The organism is Pseudarthrobacter sp. 1C304 (genome assembly GCF_052245515.1).
Classification (GTDB): Bacteria; Actinomycetota; Actinomycetes; order Actinomycetales; family Micrococcaceae; genus Arthrobacter.
In genome coordinates, this window is sequence record NZ_JBQQCH010000001.1 from 702,346 (window position 1) to 727,950 (window position 25,605).

The window sequence follows — 25,605 nt, forward strand, 5'->3', positions numbered from 1 at the left end:
AAATCGGCGGTGCCGGGCTAGGCCGAGCAGCCGTCCGGGCCGCAGGCCTCGCCGGCCGGGGCCCCGGTACCGGGTTCGGTGTCCGCGGCGCCCACCATGACCAGCGGCTGGCTTTCCTGCCATGCCTGCTCGAGGGCGGAGGCGAACGTCTCGGAGGGCTGGGCACCGGAGAGGCCGAACTTCCGGTCGATGACGAAGAACGGGACGCCGCTGATGCCGAGTGCGCGGCCTTCCTCGAAGTCCATCCGGACGTCCTCGGCGTACTTGTCGGTGGTGAACAGCTCGCCGACTTCGCCGCCGTCGATGCCGAGGTCCTGGCCCAGCGAGGTCAGGTACTCCCGGCTGCCGATGTCCCGGCCGTGCTCGAAGTGGTCGCTGAGCAGGCGTTCCTTGGCGGCGTCCTGCTGCCCGTGCGCGGCGGCGAGATGGATCAGGCGGTGGGCGGTGAAACTGTTGGCCACCACCACGTCATCGAAGCGGTAGTCCAGGCCCTCTCCCTTGGCCTGTTCGGCGACGTGCTCGAACATTCCGGTGACCTGGGCCGGCGGAAGGCCCTTGCGGGTGCTGAGGTAGTCGAGTTCCGTGCCGTCGTAGTGGTCCGGAAGCGCCGGATCCAGCTGGTAGCTGCGCCACTGGACCTCCACGGAATCCCGGTGCGGGAAGGCCGCGAGGGCGGTTTCAAAGCGGCGCTTGCCGATGTAGCACCAGGGGCAGGCCACATCGGACCAGATCTCAATCTTCATGCCGGCGACAACCACCACGCCGCCGGGTCCATTCCCGCGCGGCCTGTCGGCTTGGTCACCCGGCGGCCGGGCGTTCCAGCACGAAGTCGTGTTCCACGGTGCTGCCGAGCTGGAAGGTCTTGGTTCCCACCTTGCGGAAGCCGGACTTTTCGTAGAAGCGGATGGCCCGCGCGTTCTGGTCGTTCACACCCAGCCAGAGCCCGCGCGCACCCGCTCCTGCGGCCGCGGCGATGCTGGCGTGCATCAGTTCGGCGGCGGCGCCCAGTCCGTGGTGGTCCGGGTGGACGTAGCACTTGCTCAGCTCGGTCGACGGCAGGATGGTCAGGGCGGCAGCCACGTCCGGGTCCCGGGCCGGGCGGGCTACCAGCAGGCTGTAGCCGCGGAGTTCGCCGGCGTCGTCGATCACGAGGATGGTGGTTTCCGGGTCGCCCAGGTGCGCGCGGAAGTTCTCCTCGCTGAGGGTGCCGGCCACGTGCGCCGCGATGTCCGCCGGGGACGACGACGGCGGGCACGCCAGCGGGAAGGTGACGGCGGCCAGCGCCGCCAGCTTCCCGGCGTCGTCTGCTGTTGCTGTCCTGATGATGTGGGGCATGGCTAAACCTTAATCCCGGACGGCGTCGGCGTCGTAGCCGGGGACGCGGCACGGGTGTGCAGCAGCCCGGAGGGCCCGGACCGCGGCGGATCCGGACCCCTGCGAACCTACTGCTGGAACGCGGCGTCGAAGGAAGTATTCGACGCCGGGAAGTCGAACTTTTTCAGCGTGGCAAGGGCTTCGGGGGCACCGTGGAGCCGGTCCATTCCGGCGTCCTCCCACTCGACGGAAATGGGGCCGGTGTAGCCGATCGCGGTGAGGGCCCGGAACGACGATTCCCAGGGCACGTCGCCGCGGCCGGCGGAGACGAAGTCCCATCCCCGGCGGGGATCGCCCCACGGCAGGTGCGAGCCCATCACGGTGTTCCGGCCGGTGGGCCGCAGCTTCGTGTCCTTGCAGTCGACGTGGTAAATCCGGTCCTTGAAGTCCCAGATGAACGAGACCGGGTCGATGCCCTGCCACATGAAGTGGGACGGGTCCCAGTTCAGGCCGAACGCCTCGCGGTGGCCGATCGCCTCAAGGGTGCGGACGGTGGTCCAGTAGTCGTAGGCGATCTCGCTCGGGTGGACTTCGTGGGCGAAGCGGACGCCGCACTCGTCGAAGACGTCCAGGATGGGGTTCCAGCGGTCGGCGAAGTCCTGGTAGCCGGCCTCGATCACCTTTTCCGGGACGGGCGGGAACATCGCGACGTACTGCCAGATCGAGGAGCCGGTGAACCCGACCACGGTGTCCACGCCGAGTGCCTTGGCGAGCCGGGCGGTGTGCTGCATTTCCTCCGCGGCGCGGCGCCGGACGCCTTCGGGGTCGCCGTCGCCCCACACCTTGGCGCCGACGATCGCTTCGTGCCGGAAGTCGATGGGGTCATCGCACACGGCCTGGCCCTTGAGGTGGTTGGAGATGGCCCAGACCTTGAGGTTGTACTTCTCCAGCACGGCGAGTTTGGAGTCGACGTAGCCGGGCTCGTCCCAGCGCCAGGCGTCCAGGTGGTCTCCGGAGACGGCGATTTCGAGGCCGTCGTAGCCCCAGCCGGATGCCAGCCTCGCGACTTCCTCGAAGGGCAGGTCGGCCCACTGGCCGGTGAACAGGGTGTACGGGCGGGCCATGTCAGGCTCCTTCGGTGACGGGGGCGGTGGTGAGTTGGATGAGAGATGATTTGGCGTTGGCGGATTCTTCGACGGCGGCCAGCACCCGTTGCACGGCCAGTCCGTCCTCGAACGACGGCGACGGCGGTGTGCTGCCGCCGATCGCGGTGAGGAAGTCGCGGATCTCGTGCGTGAAGGTGTGTTCCCAGCCGATCACGTGGCCCTGCGGCCACCAGGCGGCCATGTACGGGTGCTCGGGTTCGTTGACCAGAATGCGCCGGAACCCCTGCTCCCGGACTGGAACCGTGGCGTCCAGGAACTGCAGCTCATTGAAATCTTCCAGGTCGAAGGTGAGGGCGCCTTGGTCGCCGTAGACTTCGATCTTCAGCGAGTTTTTCTGGCCGGTGGCAACCCGGGACACCTCAACCGAGGCGACTGCCCCGGAGGCGAGGGACAGCGTGGCCCAGGCGGCGTCGTCGACCGTGACCTCTTCCGGCCCGTCGGCGCCCGGCCGGCTGGTCACGAAGGTGTGCAGCCGGCCCGAGACCTCGACCACCGTGCCGCCGAGCAGGAACATCACCTGGTCGATCGCGTGCGACGCGATGTCGCCCAAGGCGCCGGACCCGGCGGTTTCTTTGTTCAGCCGCCAGGTCATGGGGGAATCGGCGTCCACCAGCCAGTCCTGCAGGTACGCGGCCCGGACGTGCCGCACCGTCCCCAGCCGGCCGTCGGCGATCAGTTCCCTGGCCAGGGCCAGCGCCGGGACGCGGCGGTAGTTGAAGCCGATCATGGACCGCACGCCGCGCTCCCCGGCGGTGCGGGCAGCATCCGCCATGGCCTCGGCCTCGGCGAGGGTGTTCGCGAGCGGCTTCTCGACCAGGACGTGCTTGCCGGCCTGGAGCGCAGCGATGGCGATCTCGGCGTGCATCCAGCCGGGCGCGCAGATGTCGACGATGTCGATGTCGTTGCGTTCGAGCACCGAACGCCAGTCTGTGGCCGTCTCCGCCCAGCCGTATTTGGCGGCGGCCGCCGAGGCCTGGGCGGCGTCCCGGCCCACGAGCACTTTCTGCTCAAAGGCCGGCACCTCGAAGTAGGAGGCCACGTTGCGCCAGGCGTTGGAGTGGGCCTTGCCCATAAACGCGTAGCCGATCATGGCAACACCCAGCGGGCGGTTTACATCTGATGTCATTGTTGCGGCTCCTGGAGCGTTGCGGCTTCGGGCAACCAGTCCTCGGGGAGGGCAGGGGATGCCGGGGCGGAGCTGGCCACGTCAACGAACGTGCCGGACTCCATGGATTCTGAGATCGAGACCATGGCGTCCAGGACATGGTACGCAAGGTCTCCGGTGGCCCGGTGGGGGACGCCGGCGCGGATGGACCGGGCCATGTCCAGCACGCCCAGGCCGCGGCCGTTGGCGGGACCGGTGGCGGCAACCGTCGTCCAGTCCTCGTCTCCTGCCCGCCAGAGGCGGACGTCGCCGTCGAAATAGTTCGGGTCCGGAAGGGACAGGGTGGCCTCGGTGCCGGTGATTTCCACGAATCCCGTCCGCTGCCGCGGGGATTCGAAGCTGAAAACGCTGTGCGAGGACTCACCGTTCTCGAACTGGGCCATGGCGCTGACATGGGTGGGCACCTCCACGGTGAACACCTCGCCGGCCTTCGGACCCGACCCGATGGCGCGGACCTCCTTGGACCTGGACCCGACGGCGGCCACCCTGCGGATGGAGCCGAACGTCTGCACCAGCGTGGTGAGGTAGTACGGACCCATGTCAAAGAGCGGGCCGGCGCCGGGCTGGAACAGGAACGCGGGGTTGGGGTGCCAGGACTCCGGGCCGGGTGTCTGGAACGTGGTCATGGCCGTCAGGGGCGCGCCGATGTCGCCCCGCTGGATCACGCGCAGGGCTGTCTGCAGGCCGGCGCCGAGGAAGGTGTCCGGCGCGCAGCCCAGGCGGAGGCCGGCGGCGTCAGCGGTTTTGAGGAGGCCCAGGCCCGATTCGCGGTCCAGGGCGAAGGGCTTCTCGGTCCACACGTGCTTGCCGGCGTTGACCGCCGCGGTGGCAACCTCGACGTGCGCCGCCGGGACGGTGAGGTTGACGATGAGTTCGACGTCGGGGTGGTCCAGTGCCGCATCCAGCCCGCCCCACCCGGGGATGCCATATTCCCTGGCGCGGGCTTCCGCGGCCTCTTCGACGAGGTCGGCGACGACCAGGACCTTGAGGTCAGGGAAGGCCGTGAGGTTATCGAGGTACTGCGTGCTGATGGTGCCAGCGCCGACGACGGCGACGCCCACCGGGCCGCGGCGGGTGCAGGGCGGGAGGGAACAGTTCATTGGTTCTCCTGGGGGAGCAGACAAATCCACGGCGACTGGTTGCGAGGGTGGCCTCCACCAACGCTAGAACTACTTTTGTCGATCGTCAAGCAAAAGTTGTTGAAGCAACGCAAGGAAGGGGGCGGCATTCTGTGATTTGATGCTGTCATGACGAACGAAGAGCTGGTGGTACTCCTGGACGCCAATGACCAGCCGTGCGGGACAGCGCCCAAGCTGGAGGTCCATGATCGTGACACCCCGCTGCATCTGGCCTTTTCCTGCTACGTCTTCGACGAAAAAGGGCGTGTGCTGGTCACCCGGCGGGCCCTGACAAAAGCCACCTGGCCGGGCGTGTGGACGAACTCCTTTTGCGGACATCCCGCTCCGGGCGAGGAGATGGCGGATGCGATCCGGCGACGGGGCCAGTGGGAGCTCGGCATCGGGGTGTCCGGGGTGGAGGAGCGCCTGCCGCAGTTCAGGTACAGGGCCGTGGACATGAACGGCATTGTTGAAAACGAGTTTTGTCCGGTTTTCACTGCTGTTACGGACGATTTGGTAAATCCCCGGCCGTCGGAGGTGTGCGAATACCGCTGGGTCCCTCTGGCCGGCCTGGTCGCGGCCGCCGAGGCGGCGCCCTGGGCCTTCAGCCCGTGGCTCGTGCTGCAGCTCAAGGAACTGGGAGCTGCGCTGCCCGCCACGGTCAGCCAGTTTTAGTCCAGACGCTGTCGGCCTCCGCGCTGCGCTCCACGCCATGAAGGACCTTCTGGACCTGCAGCCCGTCGGCGAAGGACGGTTCTGGCCGCCGGCCTTCGGCGATGGCCTCGATGAAGTCCTTTGCCTGGTGCGTGAAGCCGTGCTCGTAGCCCAGCATGTGCCCCGCGGGCCACCAGGCGGACACATAGGGGTGGGCGGGTTCGGTGACCAGGATGTTCGTAAATCCCTGGCGTGTGGCGGGTGCGGTCGCATCGTAAAAACCCAGGGAGTTCATGTTTTCGAGGTCGAATGAGATGGCGCCCGTGGACCCGGCTATTTCGATGCGAAGGGCATTTTTTCGGCCCGTGGACATCCGGGTGGCCTCGAAGGAACCGACTGCCCCGCCGTCGAACCGGCCGCTGAACAGGGCGAGGTCATCCACGGTGACGTCGCCCCGCCCGGTCCCGGCAGTGCCCGCCAGCCCGGAGGACGTGGCGAGCAGCGGACGCTCGTGGACGAAGGTGTTCAGGATGCCGCTGACGCCGGTGATCCTCTGGCCGGTGATGAACTGGGCAAGGTCCACGGCATGTGCGCCGAGATCGCCGAGCGCTCCGGACCCGGCGTGCTCTTTCTGCAGCCGCCACGTCAGGGGCGCCTCGGCGTCAACCAGCCAGTCCTGCAGGTAAGCGGCCCGCACCTGCCGGACCTCGCCGATCGCGCCGGACCGTACCAGGTCCCTGGCGAAGGACGCGGCGGGAACACGGCGGTAGGTGAACCCGACCATGGAGAAGACACCCTTGCCGGCGCGGTCCGCGGCGGCGGCCATGGCCTCGGCTTCCTCAAGGGTGTTGGCGAGCGGTTTCTCGCACAGAACGTGCTTTCCCGCCTCCAGCGCTGCAATCGCAATTTCGGCGTGGGAACCGCCCGGAGTCACAATGTCGACGACGTCGATATCGTCACGTTCGACGGCGGCCCGCCAGTCGGTGGCGGTCTGTTCCCAGCCCCACTTGCTTGCCGATGCCGCCACGCCGTTTGCGTTGCGTCCCACGAGCAGGGTCATCTCCGGCCGGGCCGGCAGGTCGTAGAACCGGGGCGCAACACGCCATCCCTGCGAGTGGGCAGCCCCCATAAACCCGTGGCCAATCAGGGCAACCTTCAGGGGCGGTACGTCGTTCAGCATGTTTCCTCTTTATCCGGCAGGCGTTGGTGATAGCAGTTGGAGCGAAAGAGGGCGCCCTGTCAGCGACAGGGCGCCCACAGCCGTCAGGCCTATGACTCGAAGGCCGTCGGCAGGTACTCTGCGACGTTTCCGCTGTTGACTACCGGTGCGTTCAAAACGATGCGCTTCGGAACTTCCACTTCCACGAGGTCGCTCATGGCCTTGTTCTGGGAGATCAGGCGGGCAAGGCGGATGCCGTCCGCGGCCTGGGTGGCGGGGTAGATGACAGTGGCTTTGAGGACGCTCTCACCGGACTGGATCTCGCGCATGGCGTTAGCCGAGCCCGCACCGCCGACCATGAAGAAATCCTTGCGGCCGGCGTTGTCGATGGCTGCCAGGACGCCGATGCCCTGATCGTCGTCGTGGTTCCAGAGGGCATCGATCTTGGGCGCTGCCGACAGGAGCTGTGACGCCGCGGCTTCGCCGCCCTGGACGGTGAAGTCGGCTGCCACGCGGTTGTCCACGTTGAGGCCGCACGATTCCAGGGCGTCCTTGAAGCCCCTGCTGCGGTCCTGGGTCAGGGGCAGCGAGTCGATGCCGGCGATCTCGGCGACCACTGCATCGGTCTTGCCCTTGAGCTCCTCGCAGATGTAAGTGCCGGCGCTGACGCCCATCCCGTAGTTGTCGCCAAGGATGGTGGCGCGTGCTGCGAAGGAGCTTGAGAATTCCCGGTCAACGTTGATCACGGGAATGCCGGCTTCCATGGCCTGGGTGGCAACGGGGGTCAGTGCCGCACCGTCGGTCGGCAGGAGGACGATCGCGTCGACGCGGTCGTTGATGAACTGCTCCACCTGGCTGATCTGCAGGTTCGCGTCATTGGTGCCTTCGGCGACCCGCAGGTCGATGTCCTGGTACTTCTTCGCCTCGGCAAGTGCTGCGGAGTTGATGGCGCCGAGCCAGCCGTGGTCTGCCGCGGGGCCGGAGAAGCCGATGACGACCCGCTCGCCCTGGGCCTGGTTGCCTTCAACTGATGCGTTGGTGGGCTGGGTGTTGGTCGTGCCCCCGCCTGAAGTACACCCGGTAACAAGGGCGCCGACAGCAAGAAAGGCAGCGGTTGTGACGAGCATCTTCCGGCCCGTGCGAACTGCAAGCATGTGTATCTCCTCAATGAGTTAAGTGCGTCCTCGCCTGGTGCAGCATGCTCTTTTCATGCCCGCTACTCTGCGTGACTGCAATCACAATAACAGAAGAATGTAAGAAATCGACGACCTTGTACCGATTGCCGACATAATGTGTTAGGTTCGTCGCATGTTCGAAGAAGATCAGCCACGGCCGTTGCTCGAAGTTCGGGGACTTACCAAGCATTTTGCTGGCGTCCAGGCGCTGAAAGGCGTCGATCTGCAGGTGCTTCCGGGTGAAGTGCACTGCGTCATGGGCCAGAACGGAGCCGGCAAGTCCACGCTCATCAAGACCCTCGCGGGCGTCCACCAGCCCGATGGCGGAGAAATCCGGTGGGAGGGCAAGGAGATCACCCTCCCGGGTCCCACCGCCGCGCTCGACCTGGGCATCGCAACCATGTACCAGGAGCTCGACGTCGTTGACGGGCTTTCCGTCGCCGAGAACATTTTCCTCGGCCACGAGCGCGCCTCGGGGGGCGTCCTGCACGTGAAAAAGACCAACGCCATCGCCCGTACGCTCCTGAAGCGGCTGGGGCACGGCAGCCTCTCGCCCTCAACGGAAGTGGGCACCCTCTCCGCCGCCAACAAGCAGATTGTGAGCATGGCACGGGCCCTGTCGCGGGACACCAAACTGATCATCATGGACGAGCCCAGTGCGATCCTCGACTCCGGGGAGGTGTCCAACCTGTTCCGGGTGGTTCGCGAACTCACCGCCCAGGGCATCGCAGTCGTGTACATCTCGCACCGGCTCGAGGAGATCCGGCAGATCGGTGACCGCATCTCGGTCATCAAGGACGGGCGCAGCACGGCCAACGGCCTCAGCGTCACTGATACGCCGAAATCGGAACTGATCCGCCTGATGACCGGCCGTGACGTCGCCAACGTCTTCCCGGAACGGCAGCCCGTTCCGGCGGACGCCCCCGTGGTGCTGGACGTGGACAACCTCGAACTTTACGGACACTTCGACAAGGTCAGCTTCACCGTGCGGGCCGGGGAGATCGTGGGGTTCGCCGGGCTGGTGGGATCGAAGCGCTCCGAGATCCTCGAGACCATCTACGGTGCACGCAAGGCTTCGTCCGGCAAGGTCTCCGTGAACGGCAAGACCCTGCGCCCCGGATCGGTCGCCTCCGCCGTCAACGCCGGGATCGGGCTCTCGCCCGAGGAACGAAAGAGCCAGGGGCTCATCCTGGACGAGCCGCTGTTCAAGAACGTCACTCTCTCCACCTTCGAGCGGTTTGCCCGCATGGGCTACTTGAATGAAACCGCCGAGCGGAACGCGGCACGCGAGCAGATCGCGGCGCTGGAGCTGCGTCCGGCCGATCCGGACCGGCCCGCCCGGACGCTTTCCGGTGGAAACCAGCAAAAGATCCTCCTCGCCCGCTGGCTGGTGCACGGAACGTCCGTGCTGCTGCTGGACGAGCCCACCCGAGGCGTCGACGTCGGCGCCCGGTCCGAGATTTACGACCTCATCCGCAAACTGGCGGCAGCCGGGACGGCGATCATCGTCGTCTCGAGCGAAATCGAGGAAGTCCTGGGCCTCGCCGACAACGTACTCGTCATCGACGATGGCAAGGTCCTCACCCAAACCAAAGCAAGCGATATCAACGAGCACGGTGTGCTCGACCTCGTCATGAAGGGAAGTGCCGCGTGAGCGAGCAGAATACCAAGGTGGCCGAACCGCGCGTCGAGGCGCCGGCCGACCACAGCGCCCCCGTGGGCAATCCCCTGCAGAATTTCCTGAAGGGGTCTGCGGGCCGCAGCCTGGGGCTGGTCATTGCCCTGGTGCTGCTCTTCGTGGTGGGGGCGGTCACCAGCGGCGACAGGTTCCTCAACTTCGAGAACCTGCTCACCATCCTCCGCTATGCCTCGATCATTGGCGTGATCAGCATCGGTGTCACATTCGTCATTACCGCGGGCGGCATTGACCTGTCCGTCGGCTCGGTCATGGGCCTGACGACGGTGGTCACCTCCTTGGCCGGCGTCCAGCTGGCAGCCACGCAGTCCTCCTGGATCCTCCTGGTGTTTGTTGCCCTTGCGGTGGGGGTCGGCGCGGGCCTGATCAATGGGTTGGTGATCGCCTACGGCAATGTCGTTGCCTTCATCGCCACCCTGGCGATGCTGGTGGCCGCACGCGGCCTGGCCGAGCTGATCTCCGGGCGCAGCACCCAGATTGTGACCAACCGGGACTTCCTGCGTGTTATGCGAGCTGAACTGCTCGGCATTCCCGTCCTGATCTGGATCTTCGCCGTCGTCGCCGTGGCAGGATGGTTCCTCCTGAACCGCACCACCTTCGGCCGCCGGACCATCGCAATCGGCGGAAACCTCGAAGCATCCCGCCTGGCCGGCATCAAGGTGAAGCGCCACCTCGTCTACCTCTACGTCCTGGCCGGGCTCGCCGCGGGCATCGCCGGCCTGATGATGCTCGGCCGCACCACCGCCGGAACGTCGACCCACGGGCTCCTCTACGAACTCGACGCAATTGCCGCCGTCGTTGTCGGCGGTACGCTCCTCATCGGCGGCCGCGGCACCATCATGGGTACCGTCCTCGGCGTGCTCATCTTCAGCACCCTGACCAACGTCTTCACCCAGAACAACCTGGACACATCCGTCCAGGCGCTCGCCAAGGGCCTGATCATCGTCGTCGCAGTCCTTCTGCAGCAGCGTTTCGCGGCCCGCGGCCCGCGCAGGGGGAAGAGCTAGGTTCACCGGAACCGGGGTTAGGCGGCTCCGGGCAGCCCCGGGAGCCAAGATCACGAAGCGAAGGGCGGGGCAGTGAACTTCCTGAACGTGGATCGCCGGCTGGACGGCGCGGACCTTGAGCTGGTTGAAGATTCGCTCGAGCGTTTCTTTGCCGACGCAAAGCTCCGCGCTGTCTCCGTGAACGCGGCCTATCTTGGCCTCTGGGAAGCGCTGGAAAGGGCAGCCGCGGGCGGCAAACGCTCCCGCCCGCGGTTGGTCATGCTGGCCTACCGGCAACTTGGCGGCGAAGATTTTTCCAGCGCCGCCGAGCTTGCCGCCTCGTACGAACTCCTGCACAGCGCGCTCATCATCCACGACGACGTGATAGACCGTGACGTGGTGCGCCGCGGCATTCCCAACGTGTCCGGCCACTACCGCAGCCGGGCCCTGCGGGCGGGGGAGTGCCCGGCGGCCGCGGACCATGCCGGGGTCGCCGCCGGGATTCTCGCCGGCGACCTCGCCCTGTCCAGCGCCTACCGCCTGCTGAGATCCATTGAAGCGACCGCCTCCGTGCGCGGCCGGCTGCACGACCTTCTGGATCACGCAATTTTCTCCTCCGTCGGCGGGGAGGTCCTGGACATTGAGTTCAGCCGGACCCCGGACATGCCCTCCCTCGAAGACATCACCAAGACGGCCCACCAGAAGACGTCGGTCTACTCGTTCGAGGCGCCCCTCCAGGCCGGTGCCGTGCTGGCCGGGGCACCGGAACCGGTGGTGGCCGCCCTCGGCGCCTTTGGACGCTACGCCGGAATCGCGTATCAGATCGCGGACGATCTGCTGGGCGTTTTCGGGTCCGAAAGCCGCACCGGAAAGGCCAGCTGGGGTGACCTCAGGGAAGGCAAACGGACGGCCCTGCTCTCCTACGCGGCCACGCGGCCGGAGTGGTCCAGGATTGCGGCGCTGATCGGGTCCCCGGACATGACGGCCGCGGATGCCGAACAGGTGCGATCCGTGCTGGTGTCCTGCGGCGCGAAGAACTACGCCATGACGCTGGTTACGGAAAATGCCCTGCTCGCGGTGATGCACCTGAAGTCGGACGGAGTGCCGGATGCGTTGTGCAGAAGCCTGGAACGGATGCTGTTCTCCGTCATCGCCGATGTCAGCTCGCACTGACCGCACCGGAGCAGTTCCAGGCTCCGGATCCTGCCCGTCGTGCCGCTATCATGAGAGGACAAATCCGGCACGGAGGCGATCTGCGAGGAAGGACCTGAACCGGGGTGGAAGGCAAAACGTCGGCGCTTCAGGATGACCGCGTGCGGCGCAGCGTCGCCGGTACCAACCTGGGAAACAACCGCGATTCCACCCGGCAGCACAACCTCTCCACCGTGCTGGGCCTGGTGCATTCCATGGCCGGCGTCTCCCGCGCTCAGCTCACCCGCGCCACCGGACTCAACCGATCGACCATTGCCGCGCTGGTCCATGAACTCGCCCAGCTGGGCCTTGTGGTGGAGAGCGACCTCGACCAGGCGCAGCAGCATGGCCGTCCCAGCATCATGATTGAACCCAGTCCGGGCGCCCTGGCCCTGTCGGTTAACCCGGATATCGACGTCGTCAGCGTGGCGCTGGTGTCCCTGGGCGGCCACATTGTGAATCCCGTCCGCTTCCATACCGTCCGTGCGCCGTCGGTGGCGGAAGTGGTGAACATTGTGACCGCGATCTACACGGGAATGCGCACGTCGCTGCCCGCCCGGCACCGGATTATGGGGGTGGGGCTCGCTGTGCCGGGGCTGGTGGATCCCGTGGACGGCACCGTCATCGACGCGCCGCACCTTGGCTGGCGCGACGAGCCGCTCGCAGCCCTCCTCAGCGACGCCCTGAACCTGCCGGTCATTGCCGCCAACGACGCCGTTGTTGGCGCGCGGGCCCAGGCCACCTTCGGTGCCGGCCGCGATGTTCCGGACCTGGTCTACCTCTACGGCGGAGCGAGCGGCATCGGCGGAGGCGTCATCAGCGGAGGCCGCCTCGTCCGTGGAGCCACCGGGTTTGCCGGGCAGCTGGGGCACACCCACGTGCGCTCTGGCGGCACGCAATGCACGTGCGGTTCCACCGGGTGCCTGGAGGCCGAGGTCACCCGGGAAGAGCTGATCGCCGCCGTCGGGCTCCCGGCCGGCGAAACGGAAAACCTCGAAGAGGCCGTGCTGGCAAAACTGCAGGACGACTCGGCTTCCGCCCAGGTGCGTGCGGTCATCGACCGGCAGATCCAGCTGCTGGCGATCGGGCTGAAAAGCACGGTCAACCTGCTCAACCCCTCCCTGATTGTGCTGGGCGGATTCCTGCGCATTCTCGTCCGCGCATCCCCGGGGGCCCTCAGCGAGGCGCTGCGCACCTCCGGAAGACGCGGGCCCTGGGAGAACGTGACCATTGAGCTGGCGCCCCTTGGCGAAGATCCCATTTTGGTAGGTGCGGCGGAGCTCGCCTTCGAGCCCCTGCTCCGGGATCCCGCCGGGTTCCTCCGCCCGGCGGACCCCGACGACGGCGCGCCGGGCCAGCCCGCCTAGGACCGTCGCCGGACCGTTGGCTGCTGCGGAACGAACATCGGACCCTGTTCCAGCCTTTGGCTGGAACAGGGTCCGATTCGTTGGGCCTGTGGGCCCTCAGGGTGAGGTTCCGTCTGCTCCGCGGAGCATCAGTTGGCTACTGCAAGCACCACCTCAGCGGTTCCGGTCAGCGGAGCCGACACGGCGTCACCGGCGTCGGTGTAGCTGGCGCTGAAGACGGCTGAAAGATCGTCGACGGCGGGGTCATGTCCCTCCGGGACGGTGGTGGTGATGGTACCGGTGCAGCCCGAGGTGGTGGTCTGCGGGTGTCCGTGGGTGTGGTGGCCAAGGATGTAGGTCACCTGGACCAGCGAGCAGTCCACAGGCTGGTCATCCGTGACGCGGACCTCGAAGCTGACAGTGTCACCGAAGGTGAACGGCTGGCCTGTGACCGGGGTGATGAACTCGACGACGGGGGCCTGGTTGCCCACCTCAATGGCGACCTCGGCTGAGGAGTGGCGCCCACGGTGCTTGCCGCCGAGGTCCGTGACCTTCAGGCTCGCGGTGTAGGTTCCGATTTCCTCGTAGGTCCAGGCAGGGTTGGCTTCCTCGGAGTCAACGACGCCGTCGGAGTTGAAGTCCCATTCGTAGCGGACCTTGTCGCCGTCGGCGTCGGCGGTGCCTTCGCTGGAGAACTGCACGGTCAGCGGCGATGCTCCCGCAGTGGGGGTGCCGGAGGCCACGGCGACGGGGCTGTGGTTGCCGCCCGCGCCGATGAAGTCGATCCGGGAAAGCTGCGCATCAGGGTTCTCGCCAAAGTAGCCGTCACCGTATTCGAGGACGTAGAGGGCGCCGTTGGGTCCGAACTCCATGTCGATGGGGTTATCCACCACCAGGGAGTCGACGACGTTCTCGATCGAGGCGAGTTCGCCGTTCTGAACTGTCATGCCCTTGATGTAGTCGCGGGTCCATTCGTAGAAGAAGGACTTGCCGTTGTAGTAGGACGGCCAGGCAACGGGTGCCTTGCCCTTGGTTGCCTTCTCGTTGAACTCGTAGGCAGGGCCGGCCATGGGGCCGATTCCACCGGTTTCAAGCTCCGGGAACTCGGATGAGAGGCCGTAGGAGTACCACACCTCGGGCTGGGCAACCGGGGGCAGCTCACGCAGGCCGGTGTTGTTGGGCGACTCGTTCACGGGGGCGGCGCAGTCGAACTCTTCCCCGGAGGCGCCGGTGGCGAAGTCGTAGTCGACGTACGGCAGCTCAGCGGTGGCGCAGTAGGGCCAGCCGTAGTTGGAGGGCTCGTTCACCACGGCCCACTTGCCGGTGCCTGCCGGACCGCGCAGGGGGTTGGCCGTGCGTGCGTCAGGGGAGTAATCGGCGATGTAGAGATCGCCCGTGCTCCGGCTGAGTTCAATCCGGAACGGGTTGCGCAGGCCCATCACGTAGATCTCCGGCCGGGTCTGCGCGGTGCCGGGCTGGAACAGGTTGCCGGCGGGGATGGTGTAGCCGCCGCCGTCCTTGGGCGTAATGCGCAGGACCTTGCCGCGCAGGTCGTTGGTGTTGGCGGAGGTGCGCTGTGCATCAAGCGCGGGGTTGCTGGTGGGGCGTTCGTCGATGGGGGTGAAGCCGCCCGACTGGAACGGGTTGGTGTCATCGCCGGTGGAGAGGTACAGGTTGCCGTCGGCGTCGAAGACGATGTCGCCGCCGACGTGGCAGCAGATGCCGCGGTCAACGGGGACCTCGATGACCTCCTGCTCACTGGCGAGGTCGATGGTGGAACCGTCGAACTGGAAGCGCGAAAGCTTGAGGGTGCCCTTGAACTTCTCGAAGTCGGCCGGGGTGCCGCTGAAGGGCGCATCGCCTTCGTTGACGCCGGTGGTGGCGGGATCATCCACGGGGGTGCCCTGCGGCGGTGAGTAGTACAGGTAGATCCAGTTGTTGCCCTTGGTGCCGAACTTGGGGTCGAGGGCGATGCTCTGCAGGCCCTCTTCGTCGTGCTGGTAGACGTCCAGTGTTGCGGCCAGGGTGTTGAGGCCGGTGTCTGCGTCGTTGAGCCAGACTTCGCCGCCGCGGGTGGTGTGCAGCACGTCGTTGTTGGGCAGCACCGCGAGGTCCACGGGCTCGCCCGGGCCGTCGTTGAGCGTGACCTTCTGGAAGCTGGTGTCGGGCGGAGCTACCTCGGGACCGGAGCCGCCCTGCTGGGCCTGCGCCGGGGCGGCGGCGAAGGACGTCGCGATCAGCGCAGCCATGGCCAGGCCTGCGCCCGCCCGGGCTGTACGCCTCTTTGTGAAACCGGTGGCATCGGTACGATGCCGGGGAGCTTCCGCTATCCCGTGTCGATTAACAGTCATCGTTTACTTTCTGCTCGTCATTGAGGACCCGGACCAGCCGGACTCAGGTCACCTAAGACGCTAGTTCAAGGGACCGGAAATGCCTAGTGGTTTCAAAAAACAAATTCAGGATTTTCCCGGTCTTGTATGTTTCGAAGGGCAGCAGAAAGGCGCCCTTGTAATAAATTGCTTGAAAAGGAAGTTTGTTGTTTGCAAAGCTAAAGTCTTAGCTAGCGATTCCCTGCGTTTGAAGCACGAGTTCCTTTACTGCAGCTGCCGGGACCTGCCGGCCGGCACTCAGCAGGGACTCCACCGAGGAGGGAATCCGGGTTTCCGAGCCGATGATCAGGGGTGTGCCATCCGCGGAATCAGGAAGCCGTCCATGGGTGCCCCGGACATGGGTCGGATCAAGCGGAACAGTGCTCATGGCGTACCGCAGGCCCAGCTTCTTTTTGACCAGGTTGAGCCCCGCTTTGGCCTTGGCGAGCTTGTCCGCCGGGTTGAAGAAGAGCTCGGCGGGGTCGTAGCCGGGCTTCCGGTGGATATCGACGCCGCGGGCGTACTCGGGCGCCAGGTCGTCGTCGAGCCAGAAGTAGTAGGTGAACCAGGCGCCCGGCTCGGCTATCACTACGAGCTCCCCGGACCTCTCGTGGTCGAGGCCGTAGCGGCCCTGCGCCTCCCGGTCGAGGACCTCGTCCACCCCGTCAGTACCGCGCAGAAGTGCCGCCACCCGGTCAACGTCCTCCGGGTTTGAAACGTAAACATGGGCCACCTGGTGGTCTGCGACGGCAAACGCCCGTGACGTCCAGGGATCGAGTTGCTCGCTTCCATCCTGGACGTAGACCTCAAGCAGGCCTTCCCGGCGCAGGACGCGGTTGATGTCCACGGGGGTGCGCGCAGCTTCGATCCCGTATTCGGCCACCGCGATCACCGCATAGCCCCGGGCGGCGGCTTCGTCCAGCAGCGGCGCCAGGGTGCGGTCGAGCTCGGCAGCCGCGCGGTCAGCCTGAGGGGAGTCAGGGCCGAACCGCTGCAGGTCGTAGTCCAGGTGGGGCAGGTAGGCCATCAGCAGGTTCGGCGACTGGGTCCGCATGATGTGCCGGGTGGAATCGACGATCCACTCGCTCGACCGGATGGTTGCCGTGGGGCCCCAGTATTGGAAGAGCGGGAAATCTCCGAAACTGGAGACAAGTTCATCGTGCAGTTCCGCCGGCCGCACATAGGCATCGGGCGATTTGCGCCCGTCCGCGTGATAGATCGGCCGGGGGGTGACCGTGAGGTCTGTGGACATCCCCATGGCATACCACCAGCAGATGTTTCCGGCCCGGTAGCCTGGATGCTGCCGGCGGGCGGCCTCCCAGATGTTCTCGCCGCTGACCAGCCTGTTGTGCTGGCGCCACAGGTAGACGTCCCCCAGCTCCCGGAAGTACCAGCCGTTGCCCACGATCCCGTGCTGGGCCGGGGACAGCCCCGTGAGCATGGTGGACTGAACGGTGCAGGTCACCGCGGGCAGCACGGTTGCCAGTTCCGAGGACCACCCCTGCGCCGCCAGCTGCGACAGGCGGGGCATCCGGCTCAGGGCCTTGGCGGTCAGGCCAACAACGTTTAGCAGCAGTACGGGTTTCACGGATTGTCCTTGCGTCGAATGGCGGTGGCGTGCGGCATGCGCGTTCTCAGGGAGCGGATGCGGCGGCGAACAGATTCGACTGCGCCCACGCGATCTCCGCTGCAATCCCGTCGGTAATTCCGACCGTGGCGCCCGGCAGCACGCTCCAGGTATAGGTCTCGATGTCGAGGTGCACCTCGGACGCGTAGGGCAGCCGGCCGACTTCGGCGACGGTCTGCCGGAGCACGTCCACGGTGGTCTCCAGCGGGGCCGAGGGCACATGATGGAGCGGGATGTGGAAGTGGACCCGCCACGCGTTTTCCCCGGGCAGCTCAGTGAGGGCTTCAGCGAGATCGTCGGCGGCAACAATCCGCTCCGGCTGCGACTCCCGCACCTGGTGGAGATACCGCGGTTCGACGAACGCCGCCAGGGCAGACCGGGCTGCCGGGTCGGCAGGATCCGGAACGTGCAGGGCGGCCGAGGCCTGGACCTTGACTATCCGCAGGCCTGCTGCGGCGATCTGGCTGACCGCACCGGCCGGGTCCGCAAAGGAAACGGCCAGGTGGCAGGTGTCCACGCACAGGCCGACGAATTCCGGATCGATGCCCCGTTCGATCCGGGCCCCCAGCCAGCCGACGACGTCGGCGACCGTATCGAGCACGCAGCCCGGCTCCGGCTCGACCGCGACCCGGACGGTCTTTCCCGTGCGCTCCCGCAGTCCACTGAGGCGGGAGCTCAATTCGGCAAACGCGGCAGTGGCGGCGTCGTCGTCGTCCTGCGTCCATGGCTCCCGCCAGGCGAGGGGCAGGGTCGAGATCGAGCCTGTGGTGCCCTCGGGCAGAAACGCGGCCAGCACCTCCGCGCAGTCCAGCGTGTACTCCAGCCGCTCACGCTCGGCCCAGGTCGGCTTGTACACGTCGAGTTTGACCACCTCGTTGTGGAAACCGCCGTAGGGGAAGGCGTTGATGGTGTGCAGCTGCAGCCCTTCAGCCTCGAGTACGCTGCGGAGGGCGGTGCGGTCCTGCACGCTGCTGGCCAGTTGGCGGGCCAGGCCGGCAGGCAGCCACAGTCCGACGCCGAGGGTGGCCAGGCCAGCGGTGCGGCGGATCGGGCCCGCGTAGTCGCGAAGTTGCCGGATCACGCCGTCGAGATCTTCAGCAGGGTGGACATTGGTGCAGTAGGAAAGAAGCATTAAACGCGCGCCCCCCGCAGGACGGAGTTGCCTTCGAAGCCGGCCGCAGCGTCCGGCAGCTCCGCAGCATCGAACCCGGGAATCGGATCCAGGATCAGCTGGCCGCTCTGGCCGTAGAACTCGACAGGATTGCGCCAGAGCACCTGGTCGACGTCGTCCGCCGTAAAGCCGGCGGCGAGCATTGCGTTCCCCGTGCTGACCGTTTTCAGGGGGTCCGACCTGCCCCAGTCCGCCGCGGAGTTGACGAGGACCCTTTCCGTTCCGTACTTGGCCAGGATCGCGACCATCCGCTGCTCATCCATCTTGGTGTCCGGGTAGATCGAGAAGCCCATCCAGGCTCCGGCGTCCTTCACCATCTCCACGTTCGTCTCATTCAGGTGGTCCACAACCACCATGCCCGGTGTGACGCCTGATTCACGGACCACATCCAGCGTCCTCTGGGTGCCGGCAAGCTTCTCCCTGTGCGGGGTGTGCACCATCACCGGCAGCGAATACTCGAGGGCGAGCTGCAGCTGGCGGCTGAAGGCCTCGTCCTCGGCGGGGGTCATGGAGTCGTAGCCGATCTCGCCGATGGCCACGACGCCCTCCTTCATGAGGTAGCGGGGGATCTCATCCAGCACGGGGACGCACCGGGGATCGTTCGCCTCCTTGGGGTTCAGGGCGATCGTCGCGTGATGCCGGATGCCGAACTGGGCGGCGCGGAACCGCTCCCAGCCCAGCAGGGAGTCGAAGTAGTCGATGAAGGATCCGACGTTGGTGCGGGGCTGGCCCATCCAGAACGCTGGTTCCACGAGGGCACGCACTCCGTTGGCGTAAAGGGCCTCGTAGTCATTGGTGGTCCGGCTTGTCATGTGGATGTGCGGATCGAAAATGCGCATAACTGGTTTCCTTACGAAGAGATGCAAAAGCTGGAAGGGGACTGCAGGAGCAGCTGGAGTTCCTCCGGGACGGGACGCCCGGCGGCGGAACGTTCCGCGGCGAAGTCGTGCGCCATCCGGGCAAGTTCGTCATCGGCCCGCTCCGTCAGGTCAGTGACGGCGCTGAGGCTGATGCCCATGAACACCAGCTTCAGCACGGCGTGGCGCCAGCTGTGCTGGTCCACATGGGCTGCCGCGAACGGGCCGACGGCCGCCGCGACGATGCCGCTTTCATTGGTCCGCAGCGCCTCCGCCGTCAGGCGCATTCCGGCGCTGACGACGGCGGCAGGCAGCGCGGGAGACCCCGTGGCCAGCGCGCCCAGTCCCCGGAGCACGCCCCGGCGTTCTGCCGAGTCGCCGCCGTCATAGAGCGCGGAGAGGGCTTCGGCCAGTTCATCGGGCGGGAGGAACTCCCCGAGCCGGCCGATCAGCCGGCCCCGGGCCTGGTCACTTATGGTGCCGAACAGGACGCCGCTGGGATCGGCGTCGGGACGGAGTGGGCTGCGGCCCAGGCGGCGGCCTGCCCCGGCGAAGATGCTGCTCAGGGCGCCGGTGCCGGCCGCGATCGCCGCTGCGCTCTCCTGCACCCAGCGTTCGGAAGCCACGGTGGTCTCCGCTGCGAGCCAGCCGGCGCGGAGGGCGTCCATGCTGCGCGCCGCCAGTCCCGGGGCGTCGTGGGAGTGGCGCGGCAGCTCGACGGCGGCCACTCCGCGGTAGCCCAGCTCGGCCAGGGTGGCGAGTGCGAGTGGCAGGTCGACGGTGCCTTCGCCAAACGGCAGGTGCTCGTGGGCATGGGGGCGCATGTCGTCCAGCTGGACGTTGGCCAGCAGTGGTCCTGCCTGCATCAGCGCTCCCCGGACACCGCCCGGCTCGACCACCACGCAGTGGCCGATGTCCACGGTCACCCGCAGGTTGTCGGGATTGCCCAGCTCGGCCCGCAGCCGCAGCACGTCGGAGACGGTTTCGACCAGCATGCCCGGTTCCGGCTCGACGGCGACAACGACGCCTTTGCCGCGTGCGTAGCCGGCGATGTCCGCGACCCGGGTGGTCATCCGCTGCCAGCCCGCTTCCGGGGTGGTGTCCTCCGGGAGCACGCCGGAAAAGAAGGAGACGCATTCGGCCTGCAGCACCGCGGCGATATCCACCGCGCGGCGCAGGAAGGCAACACGGACTGTCGCTTCCTCATCCACGAGGGCAGGCCGGTGCTTGTGCCGCGGGTCGAGCAGGAACCGGGTGCCCGTTTCAATGACGATGCGGAGTCCGAGCCGGTCAAGCAGGCCGCGCAGCGACTCCAGCTGCGCGTCCAGGTCCTCGGCGAAGGGATCCAGGTGCGGATGGCCCAGGGTCAGGGCGACAGCGCTGTAGCCCTGCTCGGCGAGCAGTTCGAGCGCGGTGGGGAGGGGATGGTCGGCGAAGCCGTTGGTACCGTAACCAAGGCTGAACGGCATTGTGGGTTCTGCTGCCGATGGGATGGCTGTCATGACTCGCTGATCCTCGAACTCCGGGGTCGGGAACGCAGGACTTTGCCGAGCAGATCCACCGCCGCAAGCACTCCGGCGGCCGCCACGTTTCCTTGGCGCAGCGTGAGTGCTGTCTGCAGGGGGATCATGGCCCGGATGCCTGCTTTCGTGGCTTGAAGGGCATTTTTCGCCGCAGGGTCGCGGGCGGCCCGGACCTGGGCCGGGGCGCAGCGGGCAGCGTAGGCGGCACTGGCGGCGAGCACCGCCAGGACCTGGTTGCGGGGGCCGGGGGAGCCGGCCACCACGGCGGCGGCCAGCAGCCCGGTGCCGGCGGCGGCTCCGGAAGCAGTCGCCGTCGTCGTTCCGTCGACTTCCCCGCGTGAGAGGAAGGTGACAGCCACCGTGTGCCCACCCATGATGCCCGCAGCGGCGAGCGCCGGCCGAAGGTGTCCGGATCCGGCGCCCATCAGGACGTCGAGGGCGCGGCAGGAACCCATGGTGAGGGCACCCGAGACCGGGTGGTTCTTGGCCAGCAGGTCGTAGATCCAGATTGACCCGGCGAGCGGAACGCCGACTGCGAGGGCCCGCCGGCCTCCGCCTGCGGCACTGAGGCCAAGCCCGGCCAGGGTGAGGACAGCCGCCGCGGCGAGGGCGTTGCGGGCGCTGATCCTGCCGGAGGGGATGGGCCGTTCGGGCCGTTCGCGCGCGTCGTTCCCGCGGTCGGCGTAGTCGTTCAGGGCCATGCCGCCTGCATAAAGGCAGGCGCTTGCGAGGGGAAGGACCATCCGGCGGCCGCTGAGCACCTGCCCGGCGGCGGCCCCGCCCACCAGTGTGTCGCCGAGGACGGTGAGGACAGCGGGCGCGCGGACCAGTTCGAGGTAGTCGTTGACGGGGTTCACTGCCGGTCGAGGCTCTCGGCGGCACCGGGCAGGGCAGCGCTCGCGTTCGTGGCCCACTCCACCAGGTCGCGGGTCTGGCCGGCAAACGAGTGCTCGTCACTGCCCCACGGATCCTTGAAGAAGAACCCGAGTGCGCTGACGTGGCCCTCCTCGCCCGAGGCGTGGGCCAGGGCCATCAGCCGGGCGAGGTCCAGCACCATGGGCGCCGCCAGCATGGAGTCGTAGGCGCTCCAGGTGGTCTGCAGGGTGAGGCGCGACCCGAGGAAGCCTTCAACGTTGATGTGGTCCCAGGCCACTTTCGTTTCGCCGAGGTCCTGGACGTTGTCAATGTGCAGCGGAGTCACGGCACCGCCGGTCAGCTCCTGAAGCCCGCGGTTCTTGGACTGCAGTTTCCCGGCGACGGCGCGCGGGTCAGCGAGCGTGGCTCCATCGCCGCCGCCCAGAAGGTTGGTTCCGGCCCATGACAGGACCCGCAGCCCGCGGGCGGCGAAGGCCGGTGCCAGGACGGACCGCAGCCAGGTCTGGCCGGTTTTGCCGTCCTGGCCCGCAGTGGGAACCCGGTGCCGGGCTGCCAGTTCACGCAGCGCAGGAATGTTGAGGGCGGTGGAGGGTGTGAAGCACACATACGGAGAGCCGGCCAGGACGGCGGCGTAGGCGCTGACCGAACTGGGCGGAAGGACCGCGCGGGCCGGGTCTTCCAGCGCAGCGAGCAGCAGCTCCTCGTCCGTGAACTCAGGGACCGGCTCGACGGGGGCCTCGGTGGAGGCGACATCAAGGACAATGACGCGTTCCAGACCGTAGGTGTGCTTGAAATCCGTGATGTCCGTAGCGAGCCTGCGCGCCACCTGGGCCTGCGACTCCGTCTGCTGCGCAGGGTTGTAGCCGGGCCGCACGCGCTGGTCGGTCTCCACGAGCTGGTGCCGGACGGATTCGAGCAGGTGGGGCGGCAGCATCCCCGCTCCCACGAGGGCCTCAGCACGTTTTGCCATGCAGACATCGCTGATGTCATGGCCGCCCACCACCAGGTCGGTGAAGTCGGGAAGCTCCACGCCGCCGAACTGTTCCTCTTCAGTGACGCACCCTGTGGCGGTCGCGAGGCCGGCGGAGATAGCGGCCAGCCCGGCCGTGGCCGTGGTCGCCACCGACCCTCGCGCGCCGACGAGCCAGATGCCCGTCTTGCCGTAGGCCCGCTGGGTCTGTTCTGCGCTCGCGGTCACGCCCGGTGTCCTGATCAAAGCTTCCTCCTTGAAGTGATGGTGCATCTGGCCGAACCCCGCCGTTCACGCCCCAGGGGGGCGGATGCCGGAGAGACGTCGATCACAAAGAACGTAACACGACTAATGGCGGCAAACAACGAATGTCCAGCCTTGGTCGATATATCCGCGCTTTGGACGTCACTCTTTAGGGCGGGAGAATGCGCAGTTCTGCGCGTCACGGGCCTTAAGGGACCCGGCTCCTGCGGCCACTCCGGGGTATGGCGGCCGGGTCCGCCCGCCAGCACCACCGGACAGTTCGGGCGTTTGTTTTGTCGAAAGGTGTGCTGTAATTAGTCGATGAGTGACATAAGTAGCTTTAATGGCCTGGGCACGTCCGGAGCGAGCGAGCTGTTCCAGATCCTGCGGGACGGGCGCCCGCGTACCCGCACTGAGCTCGCGGAGCAGATGGGGCTGGCCCGCTCCACCATTACGCTGCGTATTGAGGCGCTCATGGAACTCGGCCTGGTCGGCTTCGTGGACGACGCCGTCTCGACCGGCGGGCGCCCCTCTTCGCGTATCGCGTTGAAGGCCGGCAGCAAGGTTGTCCTAGGCGTGGACATTGGAGCCTCCCACCTGCGGGTGGCGGTCACGGACCTCACCGGCCACCGCCTGCGCGAGGCTGCGCGGACCATCGAGGTGACGCGCGGGCCGGATGTGGTCCTTGAGGCCGTCGTGGAGCTGGGCAGCGAACTGCTCCGCGACTCCGGACGGGCTATCACCGACCTTCTGGCCATCGGCATTGGCCTGCCGGGCCCTGTGGAACACAGGACCGGCCGGCCCATCAATCCCCCGATCATGCCCGGCTGGAACGGCTTCGACGTCCCGGGTTACCTGCAGGCGCACTTCCACGTCCCCGTCCTCGTGGACAACGACGTCAACATCATGGCGCTGGGGGAGCGCAATGTTGCATGGCCAAATGTCGACAACCTGATTTTCGTCAAGGTGGCCACGGGTATTGGCTCCGGCATTGTCTCCAGCGGCATGCTGCAGCGGGGCGCGGACGGGGTTGCCGGGGACATCGGGCATATCAGGGTGCATGACGGCAAGGGTGTTCCCTGCCACTGCGGAAACAAGGACTGCCTTGAGGCTGTTGCCTCGGGGCCGGCTGTCGCGGCGAAGCTGCGTGCTCTTGGGCTGGAGGCCAGCACCAGCGAGGATGTTGTGCGGCTGGTGGGCGCCGGCAGCACGGAAGCCGTACATGCCGTGCGCCAGGCCGGCAGGGATGTGGGCGAGGTCCTCTCGGCCTGCGTCAGCCTGATCAACCCGTCCGTCATCATTATCGGCGGCTCCATGGCCCTGACGGGAGAGCACTTCATTGCGGGCATCCGCGAGGTGGTCTACTCCCGCACCATTCCCCTGGCCACCCAGCATCTGCAGATCGTCCAATCCAGCTCGGGGCTCGACGCGGGTGTGCTGGGCGCCAGCATGCTGGCCATTCACCACGCCATGTCACCGCAGCGGATCGACGCGATGGTTCTGGGCTTGTCCGGAGGGGCAGCCGGGTAGGGTGCGGACGTTCTCCTCACCATCCGTCGACTTTTGCTTGACAGGCAACAAAAGCCCGGTTTAGTCTCAATGCCAAGGCCCGGTCCCGGCGGCTCCTTCCAATTTGGGGGCGCCGACGACCGGCCAAGCCGGAAGTCAACATCACTTCCGGCTTGGGTATCAGGCGTGACAAAAGCGCTTGAAATCAGGGAAACCATCCCGGCTGCAGGGGGCACCACCACCCTAGCCATGGGTTCCCTAACCCATCGCGTCTGATACTTGCGACGGCAACGGTGGAGCGCGAAACGCACGGCGAGGACGCTGTGGGTGACGCAACCAACCGAGGCGGCAATGCCGCCTGGCCCGGGTCAGTCTCAGGCGCGGGCCCCGTAATCAACCTGCTGCATTGCAGCTTCGCATGCTTCCCCGCCAAAGCCGGTGGTGGAACGCATTCACTGCCAGGAAAGGCAAACATATGTGCTTCGGATTCAATGCCCCAGGCGCCCTTCGTCGTTCATTGGAAGAGAAGGGCGTCGACCGGCGCGGCTTCCTGCGGGGGGCCATGGCGGCAGGCGTGGGTGTCGGCCTCGCCGGCTTCGGCGGAGCTGCAGCTGCGGTGGCCGCACCGGCGGCCTCGGCGGCGGCGGGCCGGCCGGTTCCCCCCGGACTCATCAGCATCCAGCTGTACACGCTTCGTTCGATCATGCGGGGCGACGGTGTGGACGCGACGCTTGCGAGCCTTGCCGACTACGGCTACACCAAAGTTGAGCTCGCCGGGCTTTACGGCCGCACCGCCGAGGCCATGCGCTCCACCCTTGATTCGCTGGGCATCAGGCCCTCGTCCAGCCATGACGGCATCAGCGCCACTCCGGCCGCGCTGGAGACGAAGCTTGCCAATGCCGTGACTCTCGGCCAGACCCACATCAACGTGCCGTACCTGGTGTCCAGCTCTGCGGACGACTGGCGCCGCTGGGCCGACCAGATGAACGCGGAGGCCGCGGTTGCCCGTGAGTCCGGCCTGAAGTACGGCTACCACAACCACGCACACGAGTTCACCACCGACCTCGGCGGCGGCCTGACCCCCTGGGACATCTTCACCAGCCGTCTCGATCCCAAACTGGTCCACCTCGAGGTTGACCTCTACTGGGCCGTGACCGGCGGCGTCGGCGTGGGTGCGGCGGACCCCGTCCAGTTCGCCATCGACACCATCCTCCAGGCTCCGCAGAAGGTCTTGCAGTACCACGTGAAGGACCGGGCCGTGGCGGGCGACTTCGCCGACCTTGGAACCGGAACCATCGACTTCGCACGCATCTTCCGGGCCCACACCCCGAAGGAGTTCATCGTCGAAAACGACCAGCCGGACGTCACTCCGCTCCAGACGGCGAGCGTGGGCTACAACTACCTCCGGACGCTCCGCTTCTAGCGGGCGCGGCTCAAAGCCGCAGCGAAAGCCGGGCCTGCCTGCATTTGGGGCGCAGGCCCGGCTTTCG

21 protein-coding genes are annotated in these 25,605 nt (G+C 67.0%); 7 read left to right on the top strand and 14 right to left on the bottom strand.

Annotated elements, in window-relative coordinates; genetic code table 11:
- Positions 1-17: 17 nt before the first annotated feature.
- From ACTWQD_RS03380 to ACTWQD_RS03400, 5 genes are all read right to left on the bottom strand, one after another.
- Complete coding sequence (locus tag ACTWQD_RS03380) at positions 18-743, bottom strand: DsbA family oxidoreductase (protein WP_443194915.1); 726 nt, start codon at positions 741-743, stop codon at positions 18-20.
- Positions 744-798: 55 nt separating this feature from the next.
- Positions 799-1,335, bottom strand: a complete 537-nt coding sequence (locus ACTWQD_RS03385) for a GNAT family N-acetyltransferase (protein WP_443194768.1) — start codon at positions 1,333-1,335, stop codon at positions 799-801.
- 107 nt (positions 1,336-1,442) lie between these two features.
- Positions 1,443-2,438 (bottom strand): sugar phosphate isomerase/epimerase family protein, encoded by a 996-nt coding sequence (locus tag ACTWQD_RS03390; RefSeq protein WP_443194769.1) that lies wholly within the window; start codon positions 2,436-2,438, stop codon positions 1,443-1,445.
- A gap of 1 nt (position 2,439) precedes the next feature.
- Positions 2,440-3,606: a Gfo/Idh/MocA family protein gene (locus ACTWQD_RS03395; RefSeq protein ID WP_443194770.1), complete on the bottom strand. Its 1,167-nt coding sequence runs from the start codon at positions 3,604-3,606 to the stop codon at positions 2,440-2,442.
- A complete protein-coding gene (locus ACTWQD_RS03400) occupies positions 3,603-4,745 on the bottom strand; it encodes a Gfo/Idh/MocA family protein (RefSeq protein WP_443194771.1) in 1,143 nt (380 codons plus the stop codon). The genes ACTWQD_RS03395 and ACTWQD_RS03400 overlap by 4 nt, the downstream gene beginning before the upstream one ends.
- Before the next feature lie 147 nt (positions 4,746-4,892).
- Between ACTWQD_RS03400 and idi the strand changes: the two genes are divergently transcribed.
- Positions 4,893-5,438, top strand: a complete 546-nt coding sequence (gene idi, locus ACTWQD_RS03405) for an isopentenyl-diphosphate Delta-isomerase (RefSeq protein WP_443194772.1) — start codon at positions 4,893-4,895, stop codon at positions 5,436-5,438.
- Here the strand turns inward: idi and ACTWQD_RS03410 are convergent.
- Both ACTWQD_RS03410 and ACTWQD_RS03415 read right to left on the bottom strand, forming a co-directional pair.
- Entirely contained in the window at positions 5,425-6,597 is a 1,173-nt protein-coding gene (locus ACTWQD_RS03410; protein WP_443194773.1) for a Gfo/Idh/MocA family protein, read from the bottom strand. The genes idi and ACTWQD_RS03410 overlap by 14 nt on opposite strands.
- Before the next feature lie 89 nt (positions 6,598-6,686).
- Positions 6,687-7,730, bottom strand: a complete 1,044-nt coding sequence (locus ACTWQD_RS03415) for a substrate-binding domain-containing protein (protein WP_443194774.1) — start codon at positions 7,728-7,730, stop codon at positions 6,687-6,689.
- A 154-nt stretch (positions 7,731-7,884) separates the two neighbouring features.
- On the opposite strand from ACTWQD_RS03415, the gene ACTWQD_RS03420 reads away from it, so the two are divergent.
- The 4 genes from ACTWQD_RS03420 to ACTWQD_RS03435 all read left to right on the top strand — a co-directional run bounded on the left by ACTWQD_RS03420 (position 7,885) and on the right by ACTWQD_RS03435 (position 12,991).
- Entirely contained in the window at positions 7,885-9,405 is a 1,521-nt protein-coding gene (locus ACTWQD_RS03420; RefSeq protein ID WP_443194775.1) for a sugar ABC transporter ATP-binding protein, read from the top strand.
- Positions 9,402-10,454: an ABC transporter permease gene (locus ACTWQD_RS03425; protein WP_443194776.1), complete on the top strand. Its 1,053-nt coding sequence runs from the start codon at positions 9,402-9,404 to the stop codon at positions 10,452-10,454. The genes ACTWQD_RS03420 and ACTWQD_RS03425 overlap by 4 nt, the downstream gene beginning before the upstream one ends.
- A 72-nt stretch (positions 10,455-10,526) precedes the next feature.
- On the top strand, positions 10,527-11,606 hold the full coding sequence (locus tag ACTWQD_RS03430; protein ID WP_443194777.1) for a polyprenyl synthetase family protein: 1,080 nt from the start codon (positions 10,527-10,529) through the stop codon (positions 11,604-11,606).
- A gap of 104 nt (positions 11,607-11,710) precedes the next feature.
- On the top strand, positions 11,711-12,991 hold the full coding sequence (locus tag ACTWQD_RS03435; RefSeq protein WP_443194778.1) for an ROK family transcriptional regulator: 1,281 nt from the start codon (positions 11,711-11,713) through the stop codon (positions 12,989-12,991).
- Positions 12,992-13,119: 128 nt separating this feature from the next.
- On the opposite strand, the gene ACTWQD_RS03440 is transcribed toward ACTWQD_RS03435, so the two are convergent.
- The 7 genes from ACTWQD_RS03440 to ACTWQD_RS03470 all read right to left on the bottom strand — a co-directional run bounded on the left by ACTWQD_RS03440 (position 13,120) and on the right by ACTWQD_RS03470 (position 22,591).
- Positions 13,120-15,219, bottom strand: a complete 2,100-nt coding sequence (locus ACTWQD_RS03440) for a PQQ-dependent sugar dehydrogenase (RefSeq protein WP_443194779.1) — start codon at positions 15,217-15,219, stop codon at positions 13,120-13,122.
- 307 nt (positions 15,220-15,526) lie between these two features.
- Positions 15,527-16,927: an alkaline phosphatase family protein gene (locus ACTWQD_RS03445; protein WP_443194780.1), complete on the bottom strand. Its 1,401-nt coding sequence runs from the start codon at positions 16,925-16,927 to the stop codon at positions 15,527-15,529.
- Between the two features lie 46 nt (positions 16,928-16,973).
- Entirely contained in the window at positions 16,974-18,098 is a 1,125-nt protein-coding gene (eboE, locus tag ACTWQD_RS03450) for a metabolite traffic protein EboE (protein ID WP_443194781.1), read from the bottom strand.
- A complete protein-coding gene (locus ACTWQD_RS03455; RefSeq protein WP_443194782.1) occupies positions 18,098-18,976 on the bottom strand; it encodes a TatD family hydrolase in 879 nt (292 codons plus the stop codon). Before ACTWQD_RS03455 ends, eboE begins: the two co-directional genes overlap by 1 nt.
- 11 nt (positions 18,977-18,987) lie before the next feature.
- Positions 18,988-20,496: an EboA domain-containing protein gene (locus tag ACTWQD_RS03460; protein WP_443194783.1), complete on the bottom strand. Its 1,509-nt coding sequence runs from the start codon at positions 20,494-20,496 to the stop codon at positions 18,988-18,990.
- The gene (locus ACTWQD_RS03465; RefSeq protein ID WP_443194784.1) at positions 20,493-21,374 is read right to left on the bottom strand and encodes an SCO3242 family prenyltransferase; all 882 of its coding nucleotides are present in this window, start codon (positions 21,372-21,374) and stop codon (positions 20,493-20,495) included. The genes ACTWQD_RS03460 and ACTWQD_RS03465 overlap by 4 nt, the downstream gene beginning before the upstream one ends.
- Positions 21,371-22,591 (bottom strand): inositol-3-phosphate synthase, encoded by a 1,221-nt coding sequence (locus tag ACTWQD_RS03470; RefSeq protein ID WP_443194785.1) that lies wholly within the window; start codon positions 22,589-22,591, stop codon positions 21,371-21,373. Before ACTWQD_RS03470 ends, ACTWQD_RS03465 begins: the two co-directional genes overlap by 4 nt.
- Before the next feature lie 336 nt (positions 22,592-22,927).
- Between ACTWQD_RS03470 and ACTWQD_RS03475 the strand changes: the two genes are divergently transcribed.
- On the top strand, positions 22,928-24,136 hold the full coding sequence (locus ACTWQD_RS03475) for an ROK family protein (RefSeq protein WP_443194786.1): 1,209 nt from the start codon (positions 22,928-22,930) through the stop codon (positions 24,134-24,136).
- Positions 24,137-24,590: 454 nt separating this feature from the next.
- Positions 24,591-25,538: a sugar phosphate isomerase/epimerase family protein gene (locus tag ACTWQD_RS03480; RefSeq protein ID WP_443194787.1), complete on the top strand. Its 948-nt coding sequence runs from the start codon at positions 24,591-24,593 to the stop codon at positions 25,536-25,538.
- Positions 25,539-25,605 lie beyond the last annotated feature (67 nt).

What these genes read in the sequence shown, in the direction of transcription:
- eboE (WP_443194781.1), bottom strand. Translation starts at nt 18,098, where the DNA reads ATGCTTCTTTCCTACTGCACCAATGTCCACCCTGCTGAAGATCTCGAC.
- ACTWQD_RS03415 (WP_443194774.1), bottom strand. Translation starts at nt 7,730, where the DNA reads ATGCTTGCAGTTCGCACGGGCCGGAAGATGCTCGTCACAACCGCTGCC.
- ACTWQD_RS03410 (WP_443194773.1), bottom strand. Translation starts at nt 6,597, where the DNA reads ATGCTGAACGACGTACCGCCCCTGAAGGTTGCCCTGATTGGCCACGGG.
- ACTWQD_RS03460 (WP_443194783.1), bottom strand. Translation starts at nt 20,496, where the DNA reads ATGACAGCCATCCCATCGGCAGCAGAACCCACAATGCCGTTCAGCCTT.
- ACTWQD_RS03380 (WP_443194915.1), bottom strand. Translation starts at nt 743, where the DNA reads ATGAAGATTGAGATCTGGTCCGATGTGGCCTGCCCCTGGTGCTACATC.
- ACTWQD_RS03395 (WP_443194770.1), bottom strand. Translation starts at nt 3,606, where the DNA reads ATGACATCAGATGTAAACCGCCCGCTGGGTGTTGCCATGATCGGCTAC.
- ACTWQD_RS03440 (WP_443194779.1), bottom strand. Translation starts at nt 15,219, where the DNA reads ATGGCTGCGCTGATCGCGACGTCCTTCGCCGCCGCCCCGGCGCAGGCC.
- ACTWQD_RS03455 (WP_443194782.1), bottom strand. Translation starts at nt 18,976, where the DNA reads ATGCGCATTTTCGATCCGCACATCCACATGACAAGCCGGACCACCAAT.
- ACTWQD_RS03480 (WP_443194787.1), top strand. Translation starts at nt 24,591, where the DNA reads ATGTGCTTCGGATTCAATGCCCCAGGCGCCCTTCGTCGTTCATTGGAA.
- ACTWQD_RS03475 (WP_443194786.1), top strand. Translation starts at nt 22,928, where the DNA reads ATGAGTGACATAAGTAGCTTTAATGGCCTGGGCACGTCCGGAGCGAGC.
- ACTWQD_RS03420 (WP_443194775.1), top strand. Translation starts at nt 7,885, where the DNA reads ATGTTCGAAGAAGATCAGCCACGGCCGTTGCTCGAAGTTCGGGGACTT.
- ACTWQD_RS03390 (WP_443194769.1), bottom strand. Translation starts at nt 2,438, where the DNA reads ATGGCCCGCCCGTACACCCTGTTCACCGGCCAGTGGGCCGACCTGCCC.
- ACTWQD_RS03400 (WP_443194771.1), bottom strand. Translation starts at nt 4,745, where the DNA reads ATGAACTGTTCCCTCCCGCCCTGCACCCGCCGCGGCCCGGTGGGCGTC.
- idi (WP_443194772.1), top strand. Translation starts at nt 4,893, where the DNA reads ATGACGAACGAAGAGCTGGTGGTACTCCTGGACGCCAATGACCAGCCG.
- ACTWQD_RS03385 (WP_443194768.1), bottom strand. Translation starts at nt 1,335, where the DNA reads ATGCCCCACATCATCAGGACAGCAACAGCAGACGACGCCGGGAAGCTG.